The sequence below is a fragment of the Streptococcus vestibularis ATCC 49124 genome (assembly GCF_000188295.1).
Taxonomy (GTDB): Bacteria; Bacillota; Bacilli; order Lactobacillales; family Streptococcaceae; genus Streptococcus; species Streptococcus vestibularis.
Genome location: NZ_GL831112.1, coordinates 1044953 through 1060256, shown reverse-complemented (window position 1 = coordinate 1060256; position 15304 = coordinate 1044953). Strand labels below are relative to the sequence as shown.

Sequence of the window (15304 nt, the reverse complement as noted above, 5' to 3'; positions counted from 1 at the left end):
TTTTAGTTTATGAAATTGGGGAGTATAGTTTCCATTTACCAATTTCGGAACAAAAGGCTAAAAAGTATACTAACTTACAAATTAAAGAAATTGACAAAGATTTTAAGACTCATGGTGCTAATATTGAAGGATTACTTTCAACACAATTTGTAAATAAAGTCTTGAGCTTACTTCAAAGTGGTGACTATACAATTGTGGAATAAGAAAAAAACAATATAATAAAATAAACATACTGAGAAGGTTGAATCTCAGTATGTTTTTATCATTCGAAAACCAATAGTTTTGAAGGCTGTCATTAGCTTTTGTTCAAGCTGATAGCGGCCACAAATCTGTTCAGGCGACCAGGAGGATTTTAAACCGTCCTCAATTTCCTTTTTCAACTCTGGTGTCAAACAAGACTTCCGACCTTTTTGTTTAGACCTGTGGTCGTACTGTTCCTGTGCTAAGGCTACGGAATAACCATTTTGGCATCGTCTTAATTCTCTTGAAATGGTAGACTTATGGACGCCAAGTTTACTTGCAATTTGGCAAGGTTTCAAACCTAATTTTAAGTAGGTTTCTATCTTTATTCGGTCGGTTATGGTAAGATGTGAGTAGCTCATAGTTTTTCCTCGGGTTCTGTTTGTGTGGTTACTTACAGTTTACACCAATGAAACGCTATGAGTTTTTTTGGTGTACTATATTTTACAATTTATCGTTTTAAAAAAAATTGCTCATCGTCACAAACTTCAGGCAGCGAGCTTACAAGGGATTTATAAGAATCACTCTTTTCCAAGAGAGAGGTTAAAAACGATTCTAAAAGGAAGTCATGGACATGTTGGAATAACCTTTGATATTGGTAAACCAAATAGACTGGTCTTTTGTGAATCGTTTATCGACTTGATGAGCTATTACGAACTTCATCAACAAAGTTTAACTGATGTTCGTTTGGTATCTATGGAAGGATTAAAAAGGTCTGTTGTTGCTTATCAAACTTTACGACTGATAGCTGAAGAAAATCAGAAGTTGGAATTTTTAGATACAGTAATACCTTCAAAGTTATTGCCTTTGATCAATACAATTCATGATACAACTACTTATTTTGATAATCATCCTGATTTATTGACACTGGCTGTAGATTGTGATGATGGAAAAGATTTTTCTGATATGTTATCTCAATCAGGATTTCCTGTTTTACTGGATTTTCCTGATAATGAATCTGGGAAAGAAAAAATAGACTGGAATGATGTCCTTAGAGAAAAGAAATCAGATTTACAATTTATGCTTGAGACTGTAAAAGGGACATTTGGAAATCCACCAGTAAGACAAACCTCTCAATGTTTAGAATTGTGATAACAAAATCAAGAAGTTTTAGCTAATATTAGAATGAAGGAGGATCATATATGACCATAATCGAACGCTTAGAAGAAAAGGTCACTAGGCAAGAAAGTAAGGTAGCAAGAGAGACAGAAAAACTCGCTGCTTACAAAGAGCAACTAGAGACAGCGATGTTTGCGACGTTCAAAAGGCGTCAAAGCATTAGTCACATGAGTTTTGAAGAAGCTCTTGACCATGCCTTTGGTAAAGAAAGACAATTCGATGATTCTGAATTTAGAGAGGATGAAATGAGTGAATGACAAAAGATTGGAATTTTAATCAACCATTAGAAAGTAAATCAGAAAATCAAGAAGATCCAGATAAAATTGCGGCCTTATTTGGAAATCATCAAGGAGGTAATGCTGTAAATTATGAAGCAGCTTTTCAAAAGCGAAAACAAGCACCTGTGACGGAGTCAAATCCTAGTTCTAAACCCAAAGTTACAGAGGTTAGAACAGGAAAAGAGACAGATATTACTACAAGTTATTAGCAACATCTTAAAAGACTTATTGCGGATAACAACAGTGATATTGAAAGTAGTCAAAAGAAAATTGAAGAGCTACATACGTTGATTGACACAAAGAATAAAGACAATAAGAAATTGCAGTCAATTTATGATGCGATTTCCGAATTACATTAAGCAGTCCTGATAGGCTGCTTTTTTTGAGAGGTTATAGATGTTTACAACATTTTTTAAGAAAAATCAGGACAATAGTGATGTATTTAAGAAGCTAATTCATAGACTATCTGATATGTCTGTCCAAGACCTTGAAAAAATAGATCAACTGTTAGATATCATTTTCACTCAATATCAAGGATCAGAACAACTAAAAAACAGAATCAACTTGTAGAGAAGAAACTTTGAACGACACATTAAAGGAAGCTAAGAATCAACTTCATAAGGAACAATTGGAGAAGAATTTAGAGAGATTTAGGAAAAACAGTCAATAACGCACCAAAATTGGTGCATTATGCTTTTTTATGCTATAATTGAATTATAAAAATAAAGGAGTTTGCCATGATTGGAAAGAACATAAAATCTTTACGTAAAACACATGACTTAACACAACCCGAATTTGCCCGAATTATAGGAATTTCTCGAAATAGCTTGAGTCGTTATGAAAATGGTACTAGTTCAGTCTCTACGGAACTAATAGACATCATTTGTCAGAAGTTTAATGTATCTTATGTCGATATTGTAGGAGAAGACAAAATGCTTAATCCTGTTGAAGATTATGAATTGACTTTAAAAATTGAAATAGTGAAAGAAAGAGGTGCTAATCTATTATCTCGACTCTATCGTTATCAAGATAGTCAGGGAATTAGCGTTGATGATGAATCTAATCCTTGGATTTTAATGAGTGATGATCTATCTGATTTGATTCATACGAATATCTATTTAGTAGAAACTTTTGATGAAATAGAGAGATATAGCGGTTATTTGGATGGAATTGAACGTATGTTAGAGATATCTGAAAAACGGATGGTAGCCTAATGGAAATCCAAGATTATACCGATAGTGCATTTAAGCAGGCTTTAGAGCGGAACCTTCGTTCTCTGATAAGAGAAAAAAAGTTCAGTAAGCAACCTATAGCGATTTTGCTTGGAGGGCAAAGTGGTGCTGGTAAGACTACAATTCATCGTATCAAACAGAAAGAATTTCAAGGGAATATTGTTATTATTGATGGAGATAGTTTTCGCTCTCAGCATCCACACTATTTAGAACTGCAGCAAGAATATGGCAAAGATAGTGTAGAATACACCAAAGATTTTGCAGGGAAAATGGTAGAGTCTTTAGTAACCGAATTGAGTCATTTGGGATACAATCTTTTGATCGAGGGAACTTTACGAACAATTGATGTTCCAAAGAAAACGGCACAACTCTTGAAAAATAAGGGATATAAAGTACAATTAGCCTTGATTGCGACAAAACCTAAGCTGTCTTATCTGAGCACCCTTATCCGATACGAAGAACTGCACGCTATTAATCCAAATCAAGCACGCGCAACTCCAAAAGAACATCATGATTTCATTGTAAAACATCTAGTTGATAATACACGACAATTGGAAGAACTGACTATCTTTGAAAGAATTCAAATTTATCAACGAGATAGAAGTTGTGTATATGATTCAGAACAAGATAAGACTTCAGCAGCAGAAGTGCTACAAGAATGCCTCTTCGGAAAATGGAGCAAGGTAGAGGAAGAGATGTTGAAGGTGGGAGAAGAACGGTTGAGGGAGATGAGTAAAAGTAATGGAAACGATGTATAGTTATATGAAGTATCTAATTCAAGAAGAACCTATTATTACTGATGAAGGTAAGCAGATTGAGGTTTTTCATTTAGACATTCAAGATGAACCAGAGATTTTTGAAGATTGGGCAAAACAATTCAGAAGAAATTATTGTTCGGATGAAAAATTACAACATATGACATATGTAATGGGGATAGAATCTTCGAAATATTTAAATGAAAATAAACTACCGTGTGTACCTTCAACAAAATCAGGTGATTTTGGTGAAATTTTAGTATCTGATTATCTACAATATTTTGAAAACTATCTTGTTCCCAGAACTCGTTTTAATAGCAGAGAAAATAAAGATAGACCAACTTTAGGAAGTGATGCGTTGGGATATAGATATGATCCTAAAGCTCCAGGTAATGCCGAAGTCATAGTCATAGAAGTGAAATCATCAGCATCAAATAAGACTGATTTTAAAGCTAAAAATAGACTTCAAGAAGCTATTAACGATTCTAACAAGGACTTTGAAAGATTTTCTACATCAATTGTTGCTAGTTATGAAAAATTGTTTAATTCAAATCAAGATGAAGCTAATATTTTATCTAGATTTCTAAATATTACAGATAATCCGTATCAAGTTACATATGGAGCTGTTGCTATTCACTCGAATGTTTCTTTTAATTTGGACACTATTAAACAAGTTATTACGAAAAATCATGTGGCGTGTGATAAATTAAAACTGCTTGTGATACATTCTGAAAAATTGATGGATTTTATAAATGCACTTTATTTGAAAGCGAGTGACGTATGATAGAGTTTGGACAACGATCATTGTATTATTCAAAACTTGTGCGGTCTAAAGCAAAAATGTTTGAGTTTGCTGTTCCTAAGGAGAGTCATATTCAAATTTCAGAAGAAGCTCAAAAATCATTTCTTGTGGCACTAGCAATTGTTGCAGATACTGCTAGGAAGTATTTTGAAGATTATATCAATCATAAGCAGTTTAGTTTACAATTAAAAAATCAATTACAGCACGCTGCTGAATATTTTGATGCATTGCTGGCGTCAGGATTAGGAAATTCGGCTGAATATCAAGACTATATTGCAATACTGGGTACCACAGCTTATTATCTAGGCGATTATAATGGTAGTTCGAGAGTTATGATTAACTATATATCGGATGATATCCAGTTATTAGAAGACAGTATGACTCTTATCAAAGTGTTTATTGACGTTATAATGGATGAACCCTTTTTGAATCATACTCCAATAGAAGGTAAATACTCTCGTGAGTTAAATACTCTAGTTGAATCATATAGAAATTATATTTTATCAAAAACTGAGTTTTCTCCAGATGTTTTTAGTGATTTACAAGATATAGTATATAGAACTGGGAGTGATTTTTCTGTAATTATTGTAAACTGTCTTTTGGCAGTAGTATGTAAAAAAATAAATAGTTCATCAACAAAATTACTGCCTGAATTTTCAGATTTAGATTTTTCATCATGGCAGGATTATATACAAACAGAAGGTAGTATAAAAGAGCTTTGGCCTTCTCAAATTGAATTAGGAAGAAAAGGGATATTTTCAGGTAAATCGGGAATAGTTCAAATGCCAACAAGTTCAGGTAAAACAGCCTCAATCAATCTAATATTAAGATCAGCATTTTATTCAAATCGAGTTTATAATGCATTGATTGTTGCACCTTTTAGAGCATTATGTAGAGAAATATATCGAGATATTAATACACATTTCGTCGATGAGAATAATGTGGTTGTTAGTGAAGTTTTTGATTTACCAGAGATTCCACAGGATTTCTCAATTTTTAATGATGGTAAAAAAAGAGTTTTTATACTTACTCCAGAGAAGTTGTTATTTTTATTGAGAAATCATCAAAGTTTTATTGATGAAATAGGACTTTGTATTTTTGATGAAGCACATCTTTTTGATGATCCAAGTCGTGGAACCAATTTTGAATTACTGTTGTCAACAGTTAAACAAATTTTCCCAAAAGAAATACAGAAGATTTTAATATCTGCTGTAATACCAAATAGTGAAGATATAAATCGGTGGTTTAACGAAGATGGAGTAATTGTTTCTAATAATTCGATAAAAACAACAGAGAAAAGAGTTGCGTTTAGTGATTTAAACGGGAGTAATGAGCAATTATATTTTGTAAATCCTATTACATTTGAAGAAGAATTTTTTGTTCCACGTACTATTAGTGTAAGTAGACTAGAGCAGCTTGGAAAAGAACGTAAACAAAAAGTATTTCCAGAACTAACAAACAAAAATGATATAAGTATCTATTATGGCATTAAGCTAATTAATAATGGTGGAGTAGGAATTTTTTTGCGGAAGAAAAGACACAGTCAGTGCTGTTTTACGTAAATTTATAGACTTAAATAATAGGAATTATGATCTAAGCAATTTTTTAACAAACTCAGATATCTCTGAAGTTGAAAAAATAGGAAACTTAATAGGTCAAAATTTAGGATATGATAGTGTTGAATATACATGTAGTCAGCTAGGAGTTTTTTCACATCATTCAGGTATACCTATGGGGATACGCATTGCTATAGAGTATGCATTTTCAAAAAGTAAAATAAATAATGTAATATGTACTTCAACCTTAGCACAAGGTGTAAACTTACCCATTAAATACTTGATCATCCCAAGTGTGTATCAAGCAGGAGATGCAATAAAAGTTCGTGATTTTCAGAATTTGATAGGTAGAGCAGGCAGGGCTGGAAAATATACAGAAGGAACAATAATCTTAACAGAGCCCAATATTTATAAATCACCAAAAAATAAATGGAAAAAACAAAACTATGAAGCATTATTAAATCCTATTAATACAGAGGGTTGTCAAAGTAATATTCTCAGTATTGTACAATTTAAATCAGTAGTTCCAACTAAATATCGATTGAATCCCATAGATTTTGATTATTGGAGTTTGATTAAAGAGAAATTTGACAGTGATGTAGACTACAGAACAAAAGTAAATAATATTTTATCAGAATTAAAAGAACAAGACAGTCCTTTTTTCAAGGATTTTAATTCTAAGATAAACCAGATTGATAATACACTAATTGCAATTGAAAATTATATTGCTTCTATGTATGCTACTGAACTGGAGACTGATAGTTTAGCTGAAAATACTTTTGGATATTTTTTAGGTAATGAAGAGGAGCAAGAAAAGATAAAAGAATTATTTGTCTTGATAAAATCTAAAATAGATACCAGTTTTGTGGAAACTGAAATAATTGCAAAAAACTCAATTGGATTGTATCAATCTGAGTGGTTAAAAGTATGGGTTCAGGAAAATAGAACTTCTATCCTTTCTTGCGAGAGAGAAGAAGATTTATTAAATATTTTAACTGAGATAATAATAGTTTTTTCAAATAATAAGGAGATAGGAAAATTAAGTGTAGAAAATTTAAATTATATTAGTCAACTCTGGATTAACGGTATTTCTTACTTTCAAATACTGGAAAGTTGTACTGAAAAGTTAATTAAAATTGAAAGAAGAGGAAATTTAAAACCAATTGATTTGTCTGATATTATCTCCATTTGTGATAATGGGTTAGGGTATGAAACATTAATGATTTTAAATGCAGTTAACAATATTCTTGAAGAATTGTTTGGAGAGAAAATGGAGGTGCTAACTAGACTGATAAGGAGACTGAAGTATGGCTTATCTCTTGAAAAAGAAATCAATATCTATGAATTGGGTTTTTCAGATAGAATTGTAGTTCAATTGATTGCTCAAGAGATTAATTCTCTAAGTAAAAATCAGATTAGAAGTGAAATTAAGCAGAAATCATCTAGAATTGAAGATAAATTGAGTGATTTTCCAAGTTACTATACACGGTTAATTAATGAAATGTAAAATAGTTGATAGAAAGGAGAAAAATGACTAAAATATCTTTCGAAATCCAACAACAAATTATTCAGTGTTTTGGATTGTGTTTTCATTATAAAGATACTGTCGTTTCATTTATGCAGGCTTCAGGAGTTCCTAATAATTTGATATTAAGATGGAAATCAGAACCGAAGTTTGTGTGGGCGAAAAATGTTATAAATGAACTTAATAAAACAGAAAATGGAAGATTTATAATTAGACAAATAGCAACTGAATTTTATAAGATGAAAAATATTCCTGATGAAGTTCAAGATAGAGATAGAGGATTAGATGCGTTAAGAAAATTAAAGCGACTGATAGGTGATACTCAACAGAATAAGGTTAACGAGACACTTAATAATTCTTATCATCGTTCAAAACAGGAAGTGAAAATACAACTCAGGCAACAACGCCTTCAAAAAATTGAAGAACTAAAAACGGAGTATTATTCGCTATTTTCAAGTGATAATCCTCAAGAAAGAGGATATTGTTTAGAAAAAATTGTTGCTAATTTATTCAGAATTAATGATATTGATTACCATGGTTCGTATAGAAATATCACAAATACTCAACAGTTAGATGGCTATTTTAGGTTTGAAGGTTTTGATTATTTAGTTGAAATGAAATGGGAAAAAAATCCAGTAAATTCTCCGAAAATAGCTTCTTTAAAACAAAAAGTTGATACAAAACTAACTTCGACTCGGGGACTGTTTCTTTCAATAAATGGTTTTAGAGATGAAGTAATACAGGATTTTTCTAATAAAGATGCTAAAATTTTATTTATGGATGGACAAGAATTAGCTTATATTCTAGAAAATAGAATTAGTTTGTACGAAGCTTTAAAAGTTAAGATAATTGGTGCTTCTAAAACTGGCAATCCAAATGTTTCTATAATTAATCAAGAATAACTTTTCCGAGAGTTTCGGCTCTCTTTTTTCTTACCCCTTAACTCTCTTGAAATGGTAGACTTATGGACGCCAAGTTTACTTGCAATTTGGCAAGGTTTCAAACCTAATTCTAAGTAGGTTTCTATCTTTATTCGGTCGGTTATGGTAAGATGTGAGTAGCTCATAATTTTTCCTTTCGTAACTAGTTTGTTCAATTCTATTTTACTAGAAAAACCTTATGAGTTTTTATTGTGCACTTATATTGTATTTCCAAGAGACAAAAATCCCCACCAGAAAGAAATTCTGGTGGGGTATTTGGTGGGGAACCAAATATAATTAATTAGATTTTAGCGTTTTAAAACAATACAAAATGCTGTTAAATCAATCAAATCACTTTAAATTAGGTTTATATTTTATTCCCACTCTACAGTTGCAGGTGGTTTACTTGTAATATCGTAGACGATACGGTTAACGTGGTCAACTTCGTTAACGATACGAACAGAAATCTTTTGAAGAACTTCCCATGGAAGTTTCGCAAAGTCAGCTGTCATGCCGTCAATTGAAGTGATAGCACGGATAGCGATAGTGTAGTCATAAGTACGGCCATCACCCATAACACCGACAGAGCGAACGCCTGTGTTAACAGTGAAGTATTGCCATACATCACGATCAAGACCAGCTTTGGCAATTTCTTCGCGAAGGATAGCATCAGACTCACGAACAGTTTCAAGTTTCTCTTCAGTGATTTCACCCATAACACGGATGGCAAGTCCTGGTCCTGGGAAAGGTTGACGCCAAACGACTTCATCAGGCATTCCCATCTCAGTACCAAGGGCACGGACTTCATCTTTAAAGAGGGTGTTAAGTGGTTCAATCAATTCAAACTGCATGTCTTCTGGAAGACCACCAACGTTGTGGTGAGATTTGATTGTTTGAGCTGTCTCAGTACCTGATTCAATAATATCAGTGTAGAGTGTTCCTTGAGCCAGGAAGTCTACACCTTTAAGTTTGCTTGCTTCGTCATCAAAGACGTAAACAAACTCGTTACCGATGATTTTACGTTTTTTCTCAGGATCATCAACACCAGCCAAGAGGTCTAGGAAGCGTTTAGAAGCATCAACACGGATAATGTTAAGGCCAAATTTACCTCCAAGCATCTCCATAACTTGGTCACCTTCACCTTTACGGAGAAGACCGTGGTCAACGAAGATACATGTCAATTGATCTCCGATAGCTTTTTGCAAAAGGACACCAACAACAGATGAATCAACCCCACCTGAGAGCCCAAGAAGGACTTTACGGTCACCAACTGTTTCACGGATTTGTGCAATTTGCATATCTACGAAGTTAGCCATTGACCAGTCACCTTTGGCACCACAGATGCCAAAAGCAAAGTTTTTCAAGATATCATTACCATACACAGAGTGACGAACTTCTGGATGGAATTGGATACCATAGAAGTTTTTCTCAGTATCTTCCATCGCAGCGAATGGGCAATCCACTGAGTCACCAACAAGATGGAAACCTTCTGGAATTTCTGTAACAGCATCACCGTGGCTCATCAGAACGACTTGTTCTTCAGGAGTTCCAGCAAAGAGCTCTGATTGGGCACGAAGGCGAAGTGTTGATTGGCCATACTCACGGTTACCTGCTTCACCAGCAGGAACAACTTTACCACCGAGTTTGTGGGTCAAAAGTTGCATTCCGTAACAGATACCAAGAATTGGGATACCAAGCTCGAAAATTTCTTCGTCAATACCGAAAGCATCCTCGGCATAAACAGAGTTAGGACCACCTGAAAGTACGATACCGATAGGATTTATGGCACGGACTTCATCAGCAGTAATTTTATGGCTCTTCAATTCAGAGAAAACGCCAAATTCACGAATACGACGTGCAATCAGCTGATTGTATTGGCTACCATAGTCTAGAACAATGATTTTCTGCACATCATTCAAAGTAGAAATGTCAGTCATTATTACCCTTTCTTTTTACGTCACACATGGACTCTTTCTTATGCAATCATTGTATCACAAATTTATGGACTTAGCACCTAGATTTATACGAGAAACTGTAAGTCCCTTACTTATCTTTACAATTATGTCACTTTTTTTGTAAAATAGGAAAAAAGGAGGGGGGATTTGATGTTACCAGCGTATATTCGGATACATGATAAGATAAAGGAAGATGTTGATGATGGTGCTTGGAAAATCGGGCAACGTCTTCCTAGCGAGAGAGATCTTTGCGAGACTTTTGATGTGAGTCGGATGACTGTGCGCCAGGCGATAACACTTTTAGTGGATGAGGGGATTTTAGAACGCAAACCAGGCAGTGGAACCTTTGTGGCTAGCAGTCGAGTTAAGGAAAAAATGCGTGGAACTACGAGTTTTACTGAGATTGTCAAATCCCAAGGCAAGAAGCCGTCTAGTGAGCTTATTTCGTATCAACGTCTACATCCAAATGAGTTCGAAATCAAGAATTTAGGTGTCTTGCCACAGTCCCATGTCATTCGTATGGAACGTGTTCGTTTTGCCGATGACATTCCGGTTGCCTATGAAATTGCCAGTATCCCTGAGAAAATTATCCGAGGTTTTAAGGAATCAGATATTACCGAACATTTCTTCAAGACACTGACCGATAATGGCTATGAAATAGGAAAAAGTCAGCAGACCATATCAGCAAGTTCGGCCAATAGTAGTCTAGCCAAGCACCTTAAGGTTAAGACCGGTGATGCTCTCTTGAGTCTGATACAAATTTCCTTCCTCCAAGACGGACAGGCTTTCGAATATGTAAGAAGTTACTATGTTGGCGACCGTTTTGAATTTTATTTGGAGAACAATTAGAAGTCACTGCTTTTTTCTGCATAAGAATGGTGCTAACACCATGATTTTATGGTAAAATGGAGCTTATGGAAATTGAAAAAACCAATCGCATGAATGCCCTGTTTGAGTTCTATGCAGCCTTGTTAACAGATAAGCAGATGAACTATATTGAGCTATATTATGCGGATGATTATAGTTTGGCAGAAATTGCCGAGGAATTTGGTGTGAGTCGTCAGGCCGTATATGATAACATCAAGCGTACTGAGAAGATTTTAGAAGCTTACGAGATGAAATTACATATGTATTCAGATTACATCGTCCGTAACCAAATTTTTGATGATATCATTGAAAAATACCCTGATGATAGCTATCTTCAGGAACAAATTGCTGTGCTTAGTAGCATTGATAATAGAGATTAGATTCAAGCAGAGAGTAAGAGAGGAAATGATATATGGCTTTTGAAAGCTTAACGGAACGCTTGCAAGGCGTTTTCAAAAATTTAAGACGTAAAGGAAAACTTTCAGAGAAAGAAGTTCAAGAAGTCACTAAAGAGATTCGTTTGGCACTTCTTGAAGCAGACGTAGCTCTACCAGTTGTTAAGACATTTATCAAACGTGTTCGTGAACGCGCTGTAGGTCACGAAATTATTGATACTCTTGATGCTTCACAACAAATCATTAAGATTGTTAATGAAGAATTGACAGAGATTCTTGGGTCTGAAACATCTGAAATTGAGAAATCTCCAAAGATTCCAACAATCATTATGATGGTTGGTCTTCAAGGGGCTGGTAAAACGACCTTTGCTGGTAAATTGGCTAATAAGCTGATTAAAGAACAAGAAGCCCGTCCAATGATGATTGGAGCGGACATCTATCGTCCAGCAGCCATTGACCAGTTGAAGACTTTAGGGCAACAAATCAATGTTCCTGTTTTTGATATGGGTACAGAGACACCGGCGGTTGAGATTGTCAGAAATGGTTTGGAACAAGCGCGTGCCAATAAGAATGACTATGTCTTGATTGATACGGCTGGTCGTTTGCAGATTGACGAAACCCTCATGCAAGAGTTGCGTGATATCAAAGGTTTTGCTCATCCAAATGAGATTCTCTTGGTTGTAGATAGTATGATTGGTCAGGAAGCTGCTAACGTTGCCAAGGAGTTCAATGAACAACTAGATATCACAGGTGTCGTTCTTACTAAAATTGATGGTGATACACGTGGTGGTGCGGCTCTTTCTATTCGTGAGATCACTGGTAAGCCGATTAAATTTACAGGTACTGGTGAGAAAATTACGGATATCGAGACTTTCCACCCTGACCGTATGTCAAGCCGTATCTTAGGTATGGGTGACCTTCTTACCCTTATTGAAAAAGCTTCTCAAGAATACGATGAGAAAAAGTCTCTTGAGTTGGCTGAAAAGATGCGTGAAAATACCTTTGATTTCAATGACTTCATCGACCAATTAGACCAAGTGCAAAATATGGGTCCTATGGAGGATTTGCTTAAGATGTTGCCAGGTATGGCTAACAATCCTGCCTTGGCTAATGTTAAAGTAGATGAGAAACAGATTGCTCGCAAGCGTGCCATTGTGTCATCAATGACACCAGAAGAGCGTGAAAATCCAGATCTTTTGACACCAAGCCGTCGTCGCCGTATTGCCAATGGTTCGGGAAATACCTTCATCGAAGTAAACAAGTTTATTAAAGATTTCAATCAAGCCAAACAAATGATGCAAGGCGTTATGTCTGGCGACATGGAACAAATGATGCGTCAAATGGGTCTTAACCCAAATAATCTGCCAAAAAACATGCCAAATATGCCTGATATGGGTAATATGGACATGTCTGCTCTTGAAGGCATGATGGGTGGCGCTGGTATGCCAGATCTAGGGAATATGGATCTAAGCCAAATGCTTGGTGGTGGTCTTAAAGGTAAAGTTGGTTCATTTGCCATGAAACATGCGATGAAGCGGCAAGCTAACAAGTTGAAGAAAGCTAAGAAAAAACGTAAATAAGAAACTTAGAACGCTAGGGCATTTTGCGCTAGTGTTTTTTTCTGAAAAATATTGACTTATATAACTATACACTGTAACATACTAATGTATATACAGTAAAAAGGAGTAAATCATGAAACCTAAAAAGAGAATTCAAGAAATGACCTTTGCAGCTTTATTAACTGCAATTGCTATCCTTATCCCAAGTATCATGCCAATTAAACTAATCATCCCACCGGCTTCGTATACTTTGGGGAGTCATGTTCCAATATTTCTAGCTATGTTTATATCTCCCTGGGTAACTGTTTTTGTTATCTTAGCTTCTAGTTTGGGATACTTTATGGCTGGCTATCCGATTGTGGTTGTTTTTAGAGCCTTTTCTCATATTATATTTGGTTTTTTAGGCGCACTCTATTTGAAAAAATTTCCACGAACGATAGAAAATCATAAATCATCATTGCTTTTTAACTTTGTTTTAGGGCTTATCCATGCTATAGGTGAAGTTCTTGCTTGTGTGATTTTTTATTCAGTAACAGGAGAGGATTTCCAAAAACTGTTCTATGTTCTCTTTGTTTTAGTTGGTTTTGGCACTATTGTCCATAGTATGATAGACTATGTTATAGCATTATCAATTTTTAAAAGTATTCGAAAAATACGCTAGTTGAAAGAGGGGTGGTTGGTCTATAGCTTCAAATCGAAAACAAGAATTATTGGCACTCTTAAAGGGAGCTAAAGAGGCAATAAATGGACAGAGTTTGGCGGAGCATTTTGGTGTGACACGTCAAATCATTGTTCAAGATATTGCACTTTTACGTGCAGATGGTGCCCAGATTATTTCAACTAATAGGGGATATATCTTTAAAAGTAGCGATGACAATTCTTATGTACGTAGGCTGTTTAAGGTGAATCATACTGTGTCAGATATGAAAGATGAGCTTTTGGCTATTGTTGATAATGGAGGCCGTATTCAAAATATCATGATAGATCATCCAGTCTATGGAGAAATTCAGACTTTGTTGAAATTGACTTGTCGTCGAGATGTTAGTCATTTTTTAGATCAATCATCGTCAAATGACTTTCGCCCCTTATCTGATTTAACAAATGGCGTTCATTACCATCTTGTCGAAGCAGATAGTGAGCAGGATATGGCTTATATAGAAGAGGCACTAAATCATCTAGGATTTTTAGTTAAAGAATGAGATAAAAGAGAAATGTAAAAGTAGTTAGTTTCACTTGAAAACAACTGCTTTTTTTGATAAACTTATGTTAGTTTATTAACTTACGGAGGTAGCCATGTTTTCAGGACAAAGACTTAAGGAAATTCGAGAAGCACAAGGAATGAGTCAGGCAGCAGTGGCTAAGCATCTAGGAATTTCTCGCTCCTCTTATTTTAATTGGGAAAATGGTAAGACGAAACCAAATCAAAAGAACCTATCGATTTTGGCTGAACTTTTTGGCGTAGCTGAGACCTATTTTCTTTCTGAACATGAGATTGTAGAAGTTTACTTGGAACTAAATGAGGAAAATCGTCAGGAAGCTTTGCGACTTACTAAGGCTCTCCTAGAAGAGCAAGAAGCAGAAAAGCAGAAAGCACCTGTTATTTCGCTTTACTCTTACAAAGTTTTCGAGCGTTTATCAGCCGGAACTGGTTACACTTACTTTGGTGATGGCAACTATGATGAAGTTTTCTATGATGAAGAATTAGATCATGATTTTGCATCGTGGGTATTTGGAGACTCTATGGAACCTACCTACCTAAATGGCGAAGTAGTGCTAATCAAACAAACAGGTTTTGATTATGATGGAGCTGTTTATGCTGTAGACTGGGACGGTCAAACCTATATCAAAAAAGTTTATCGCGAGGAAGATGGGCTACGATTAGTTTCTCTCAATAAACGTTATGGTGATAAGTTCGCACCCTATGACGAAGATCCCCGAATCATTGGTAAAATTGTCGGTAACTTTATGCCTGTTGAGGCTTAGTCAACTTTTATCGATTGGGCATCTTAAACTAAATCTGATATAATATAAGTAAAGTGAAGCCAAGTCTTTGGCTTTTTTAAAGAGTTTAAATCATATTTTACTAAGAAAATAAAGAGGA

The 15304-nt window shown here is 35.0% G+C and carries 14 protein-coding genes and 6 pseudogenes; 17 read left to right on the top strand and 3 right to left on the bottom strand.

What is annotated here, in order from left to right; all coding sequences use genetic code 11:
• Positions 1-203 (top strand): annotated as a pseudogene (locus tag HMPREF9425_RS10345) (hypothetical protein); the annotation flags it as partial.
• A 72-nt stretch (positions 204-275) separates the two neighbouring features.
• Here the strand turns inward: HMPREF9425_RS10345 and HMPREF9425_RS05200 are convergent.
• Positions 276-602, bottom strand: a pseudogene (locus tag HMPREF9425_RS05200) (transposase); the annotation flags it as partial.
• A gap of 91 nt (positions 603-693) precedes the next feature.
• Between HMPREF9425_RS05200 and HMPREF9425_RS05195 the strand changes: the two are divergent.
• From HMPREF9425_RS05195 to HMPREF9425_RS05155, 10 genes and pseudogenes are all read left to right on the top strand, one after another.
• A pseudogene (locus tag HMPREF9425_RS05195) lies at positions 694-1332 on the top strand (DNA primase); the annotation flags it as partial.
• 50 nt (positions 1333-1382) lie between these two features.
• Positions 1383-1616 carry a DUF5965 family protein gene (locus tag HMPREF9425_RS05190; protein ID WP_003097310.1) on the top strand — a complete coding sequence of 78 codons (234 nt, stop codon included), beginning with the start codon at positions 1383-1385 and terminating at the stop codon, positions 1614-1616.
• Positions 1613-1996, top strand: a pseudogene (locus tag HMPREF9425_RS05185) (DUF5945 family protein). The gene HMPREF9425_RS05190 and the pseudogene HMPREF9425_RS05185 overlap by 4 nt, the downstream one beginning before the upstream one ends.
• 37 nt (positions 1997-2033) lie before the next feature.
• Positions 2034-2307: pseudogene (locus HMPREF9425_RS09105) on the top strand (hypothetical protein).
• A 67-nt stretch (positions 2308-2374) separates the two neighbouring features.
• Positions 2375-2851, top strand: a complete 477-nt coding sequence (gene pezA / locus HMPREF9425_RS05175) for a type II toxin-antitoxin system antitoxin PezA (protein ID WP_003097305.1) — start codon at positions 2375-2377, stop codon at positions 2849-2851.
• Positions 2851-3627, top strand: coding sequence for a type II toxin-antitoxin system toxin PezT (gene pezT / locus HMPREF9425_RS05170; protein ID WP_003097304.1), 777 nt, complete (start codon positions 2851-2853; stop codon positions 3625-3627). Before pezA ends, pezT begins: the two co-directional genes overlap by 1 nt.
• Positions 3611-4408, top strand: coding sequence for a Hachiman antiphage defense system protein HamA (locus HMPREF9425_RS05165; RefSeq protein ID WP_003097302.1), 798 nt, complete (start codon positions 3611-3613; stop codon positions 4406-4408). Before pezT ends, HMPREF9425_RS05165 begins: the two co-directional genes overlap by 17 nt.
• The gene (locus HMPREF9425_RS10340) at positions 4405-5988 is read left to right on the top strand and encodes a DEAD/DEAH box helicase (protein ID WP_003097301.1); all 1584 of its coding nucleotides are present in this window, start codon (positions 4405-4407) and stop codon (positions 5986-5988) included. Before HMPREF9425_RS05165 ends, HMPREF9425_RS10340 begins: the two co-directional genes overlap by 4 nt.
• Positions 5989-6157: 169 nt before the next feature.
• Complete coding sequence (locus tag HMPREF9425_RS10335; protein ID WP_003097299.1) at positions 6158-7489, top strand: hypothetical protein; 1332 nt, start codon at positions 6158-6160, stop codon at positions 7487-7489.
• 23 nt (positions 7490-7512) lie between these two features.
• Complete coding sequence (locus HMPREF9425_RS05155) at positions 7513-8409, top strand: restriction endonuclease (RefSeq protein ID WP_003097297.1); 897 nt, start codon at positions 7513-7515, stop codon at positions 8407-8409.
• Positions 8410-8444: 35 nt separating this feature from the next.
• On the opposite strand, the pseudogene HMPREF9425_RS09430 reads toward HMPREF9425_RS05155, so the two are convergent.
• Positions 8445-8573, bottom strand: a pseudogene (locus HMPREF9425_RS09430) (helix-turn-helix domain-containing protein); the annotation flags it as partial.
• Positions 8574-8801: 228 nt separating this feature from the next.
• Positions 8802-10364, bottom strand: a complete 1563-nt coding sequence (gene guaA / locus HMPREF9425_RS05150) for a glutamine-hydrolyzing GMP synthase (RefSeq protein ID WP_003092915.1) — start codon at positions 10362-10364, stop codon at positions 8802-8804.
• Between the two features lie 168 nt (positions 10365-10532).
• Between guaA and HMPREF9425_RS05145 the strand changes: the two genes are divergently transcribed.
• The 6 genes from HMPREF9425_RS05145 to HMPREF9425_RS05120 all read left to right on the top strand — a co-directional run bounded on the left by HMPREF9425_RS05145 (position 10533) and on the right by HMPREF9425_RS05120 (position 15186).
• Entirely contained in the window at positions 10533-11231 is a 699-nt protein-coding gene (locus HMPREF9425_RS05145) for a GntR family transcriptional regulator (protein WP_003092716.1), read from the top strand.
• Positions 11232-11296: 65 nt separating this feature from the next.
• Positions 11297-11629 (top strand): putative DNA-binding protein, encoded by a 333-nt coding sequence (locus HMPREF9425_RS05140; RefSeq protein WP_003092415.1) that lies wholly within the window; start codon positions 11297-11299, stop codon positions 11627-11629.
• 32 nt (positions 11630-11661) lie between these two features.
• A complete protein-coding gene (gene ffh / locus HMPREF9425_RS05135) occupies positions 11662-13224 on the top strand; it encodes a signal recognition particle protein (RefSeq protein WP_003092909.1) in 1563 nt (520 codons plus the stop codon).
• Positions 13225-13336: 112 nt separating this feature from the next.
• Positions 13337-13864, top strand: a complete 528-nt coding sequence (locus HMPREF9425_RS05130; protein WP_003093073.1) for an ECF transporter S component — start codon at positions 13337-13339, stop codon at positions 13862-13864.
• A 22-nt stretch (positions 13865-13886) separates the two neighbouring features.
• The gene (locus HMPREF9425_RS05125; protein ID WP_037621494.1) at positions 13887-14402 is read left to right on the top strand and encodes a transcription repressor NadR; all 516 of its coding nucleotides are present in this window, start codon (positions 13887-13889) and stop codon (positions 14400-14402) included.
• Positions 14403-14496: 94 nt separating this feature from the next.
• Entirely contained in the window at positions 14497-15186 is a 690-nt protein-coding gene (locus HMPREF9425_RS05120; protein WP_003092569.1) for an XRE family transcriptional regulator, read from the top strand.
• Positions 15187-15304: the final 118 nt, after the last annotated feature.

Coding starts and splice junctions, on each gene's coding strand:
- HMPREF9425_RS05190 (WP_003097310.1), top strand. CDS start 1,383: ATGACCATAATCGAACGCTTAGAAGAAAAGGTCACTAGGCAAGAAAGT.
- pezA (WP_003097305.1), top strand. CDS start 2,375: ATGATTGGAAAGAACATAAAATCTTTACGTAAAACACATGACTTAACA.
- pezT (WP_003097304.1), top strand. CDS start 2,851: ATGGAAATCCAAGATTATACCGATAGTGCATTTAAGCAGGCTTTAGAG.
- HMPREF9425_RS05165 (WP_003097302.1), top strand. CDS start 3,611: ATGGAAACGATGTATAGTTATATGAAGTATCTAATTCAAGAAGAACCT.
- HMPREF9425_RS10340 (WP_003097301.1), top strand. CDS start 4,405: ATGATAGAGTTTGGACAACGATCATTGTATTATTCAAAACTTGTGCGG.
- HMPREF9425_RS10335 (WP_003097299.1), top strand. CDS start 6,158: ATGGGGATACGCATTGCTATAGAGTATGCATTTTCAAAAAGTAAAATA.
- HMPREF9425_RS05155 (WP_003097297.1), top strand. CDS start 7,513: ATGACTAAAATATCTTTCGAAATCCAACAACAAATTATTCAGTGTTTT.
- guaA (WP_003092915.1), bottom strand. CDS start 10,364: ATGACTGACATTTCTACTTTGAATGATGTGCAGAAAATCATTGTTCTA.
- HMPREF9425_RS05145 (WP_003092716.1), top strand. CDS start 10,533: ATGTTACCAGCGTATATTCGGATACATGATAAGATAAAGGAAGATGTT.
- HMPREF9425_RS05140 (WP_003092415.1), top strand. CDS start 11,297: ATGGAAATTGAAAAAACCAATCGCATGAATGCCCTGTTTGAGTTCTAT.
- ffh (WP_003092909.1), top strand. CDS start 11,662: ATGGCTTTTGAAAGCTTAACGGAACGCTTGCAAGGCGTTTTCAAAAAT.
- HMPREF9425_RS05130 (WP_003093073.1), top strand. CDS start 13,337: ATGAAACCTAAAAAGAGAATTCAAGAAATGACCTTTGCAGCTTTATTA.
- HMPREF9425_RS05120 (WP_003092569.1), top strand. CDS start 14,497: ATGTTTTCAGGACAAAGACTTAAGGAAATTCGAGAAGCACAAGGAATG.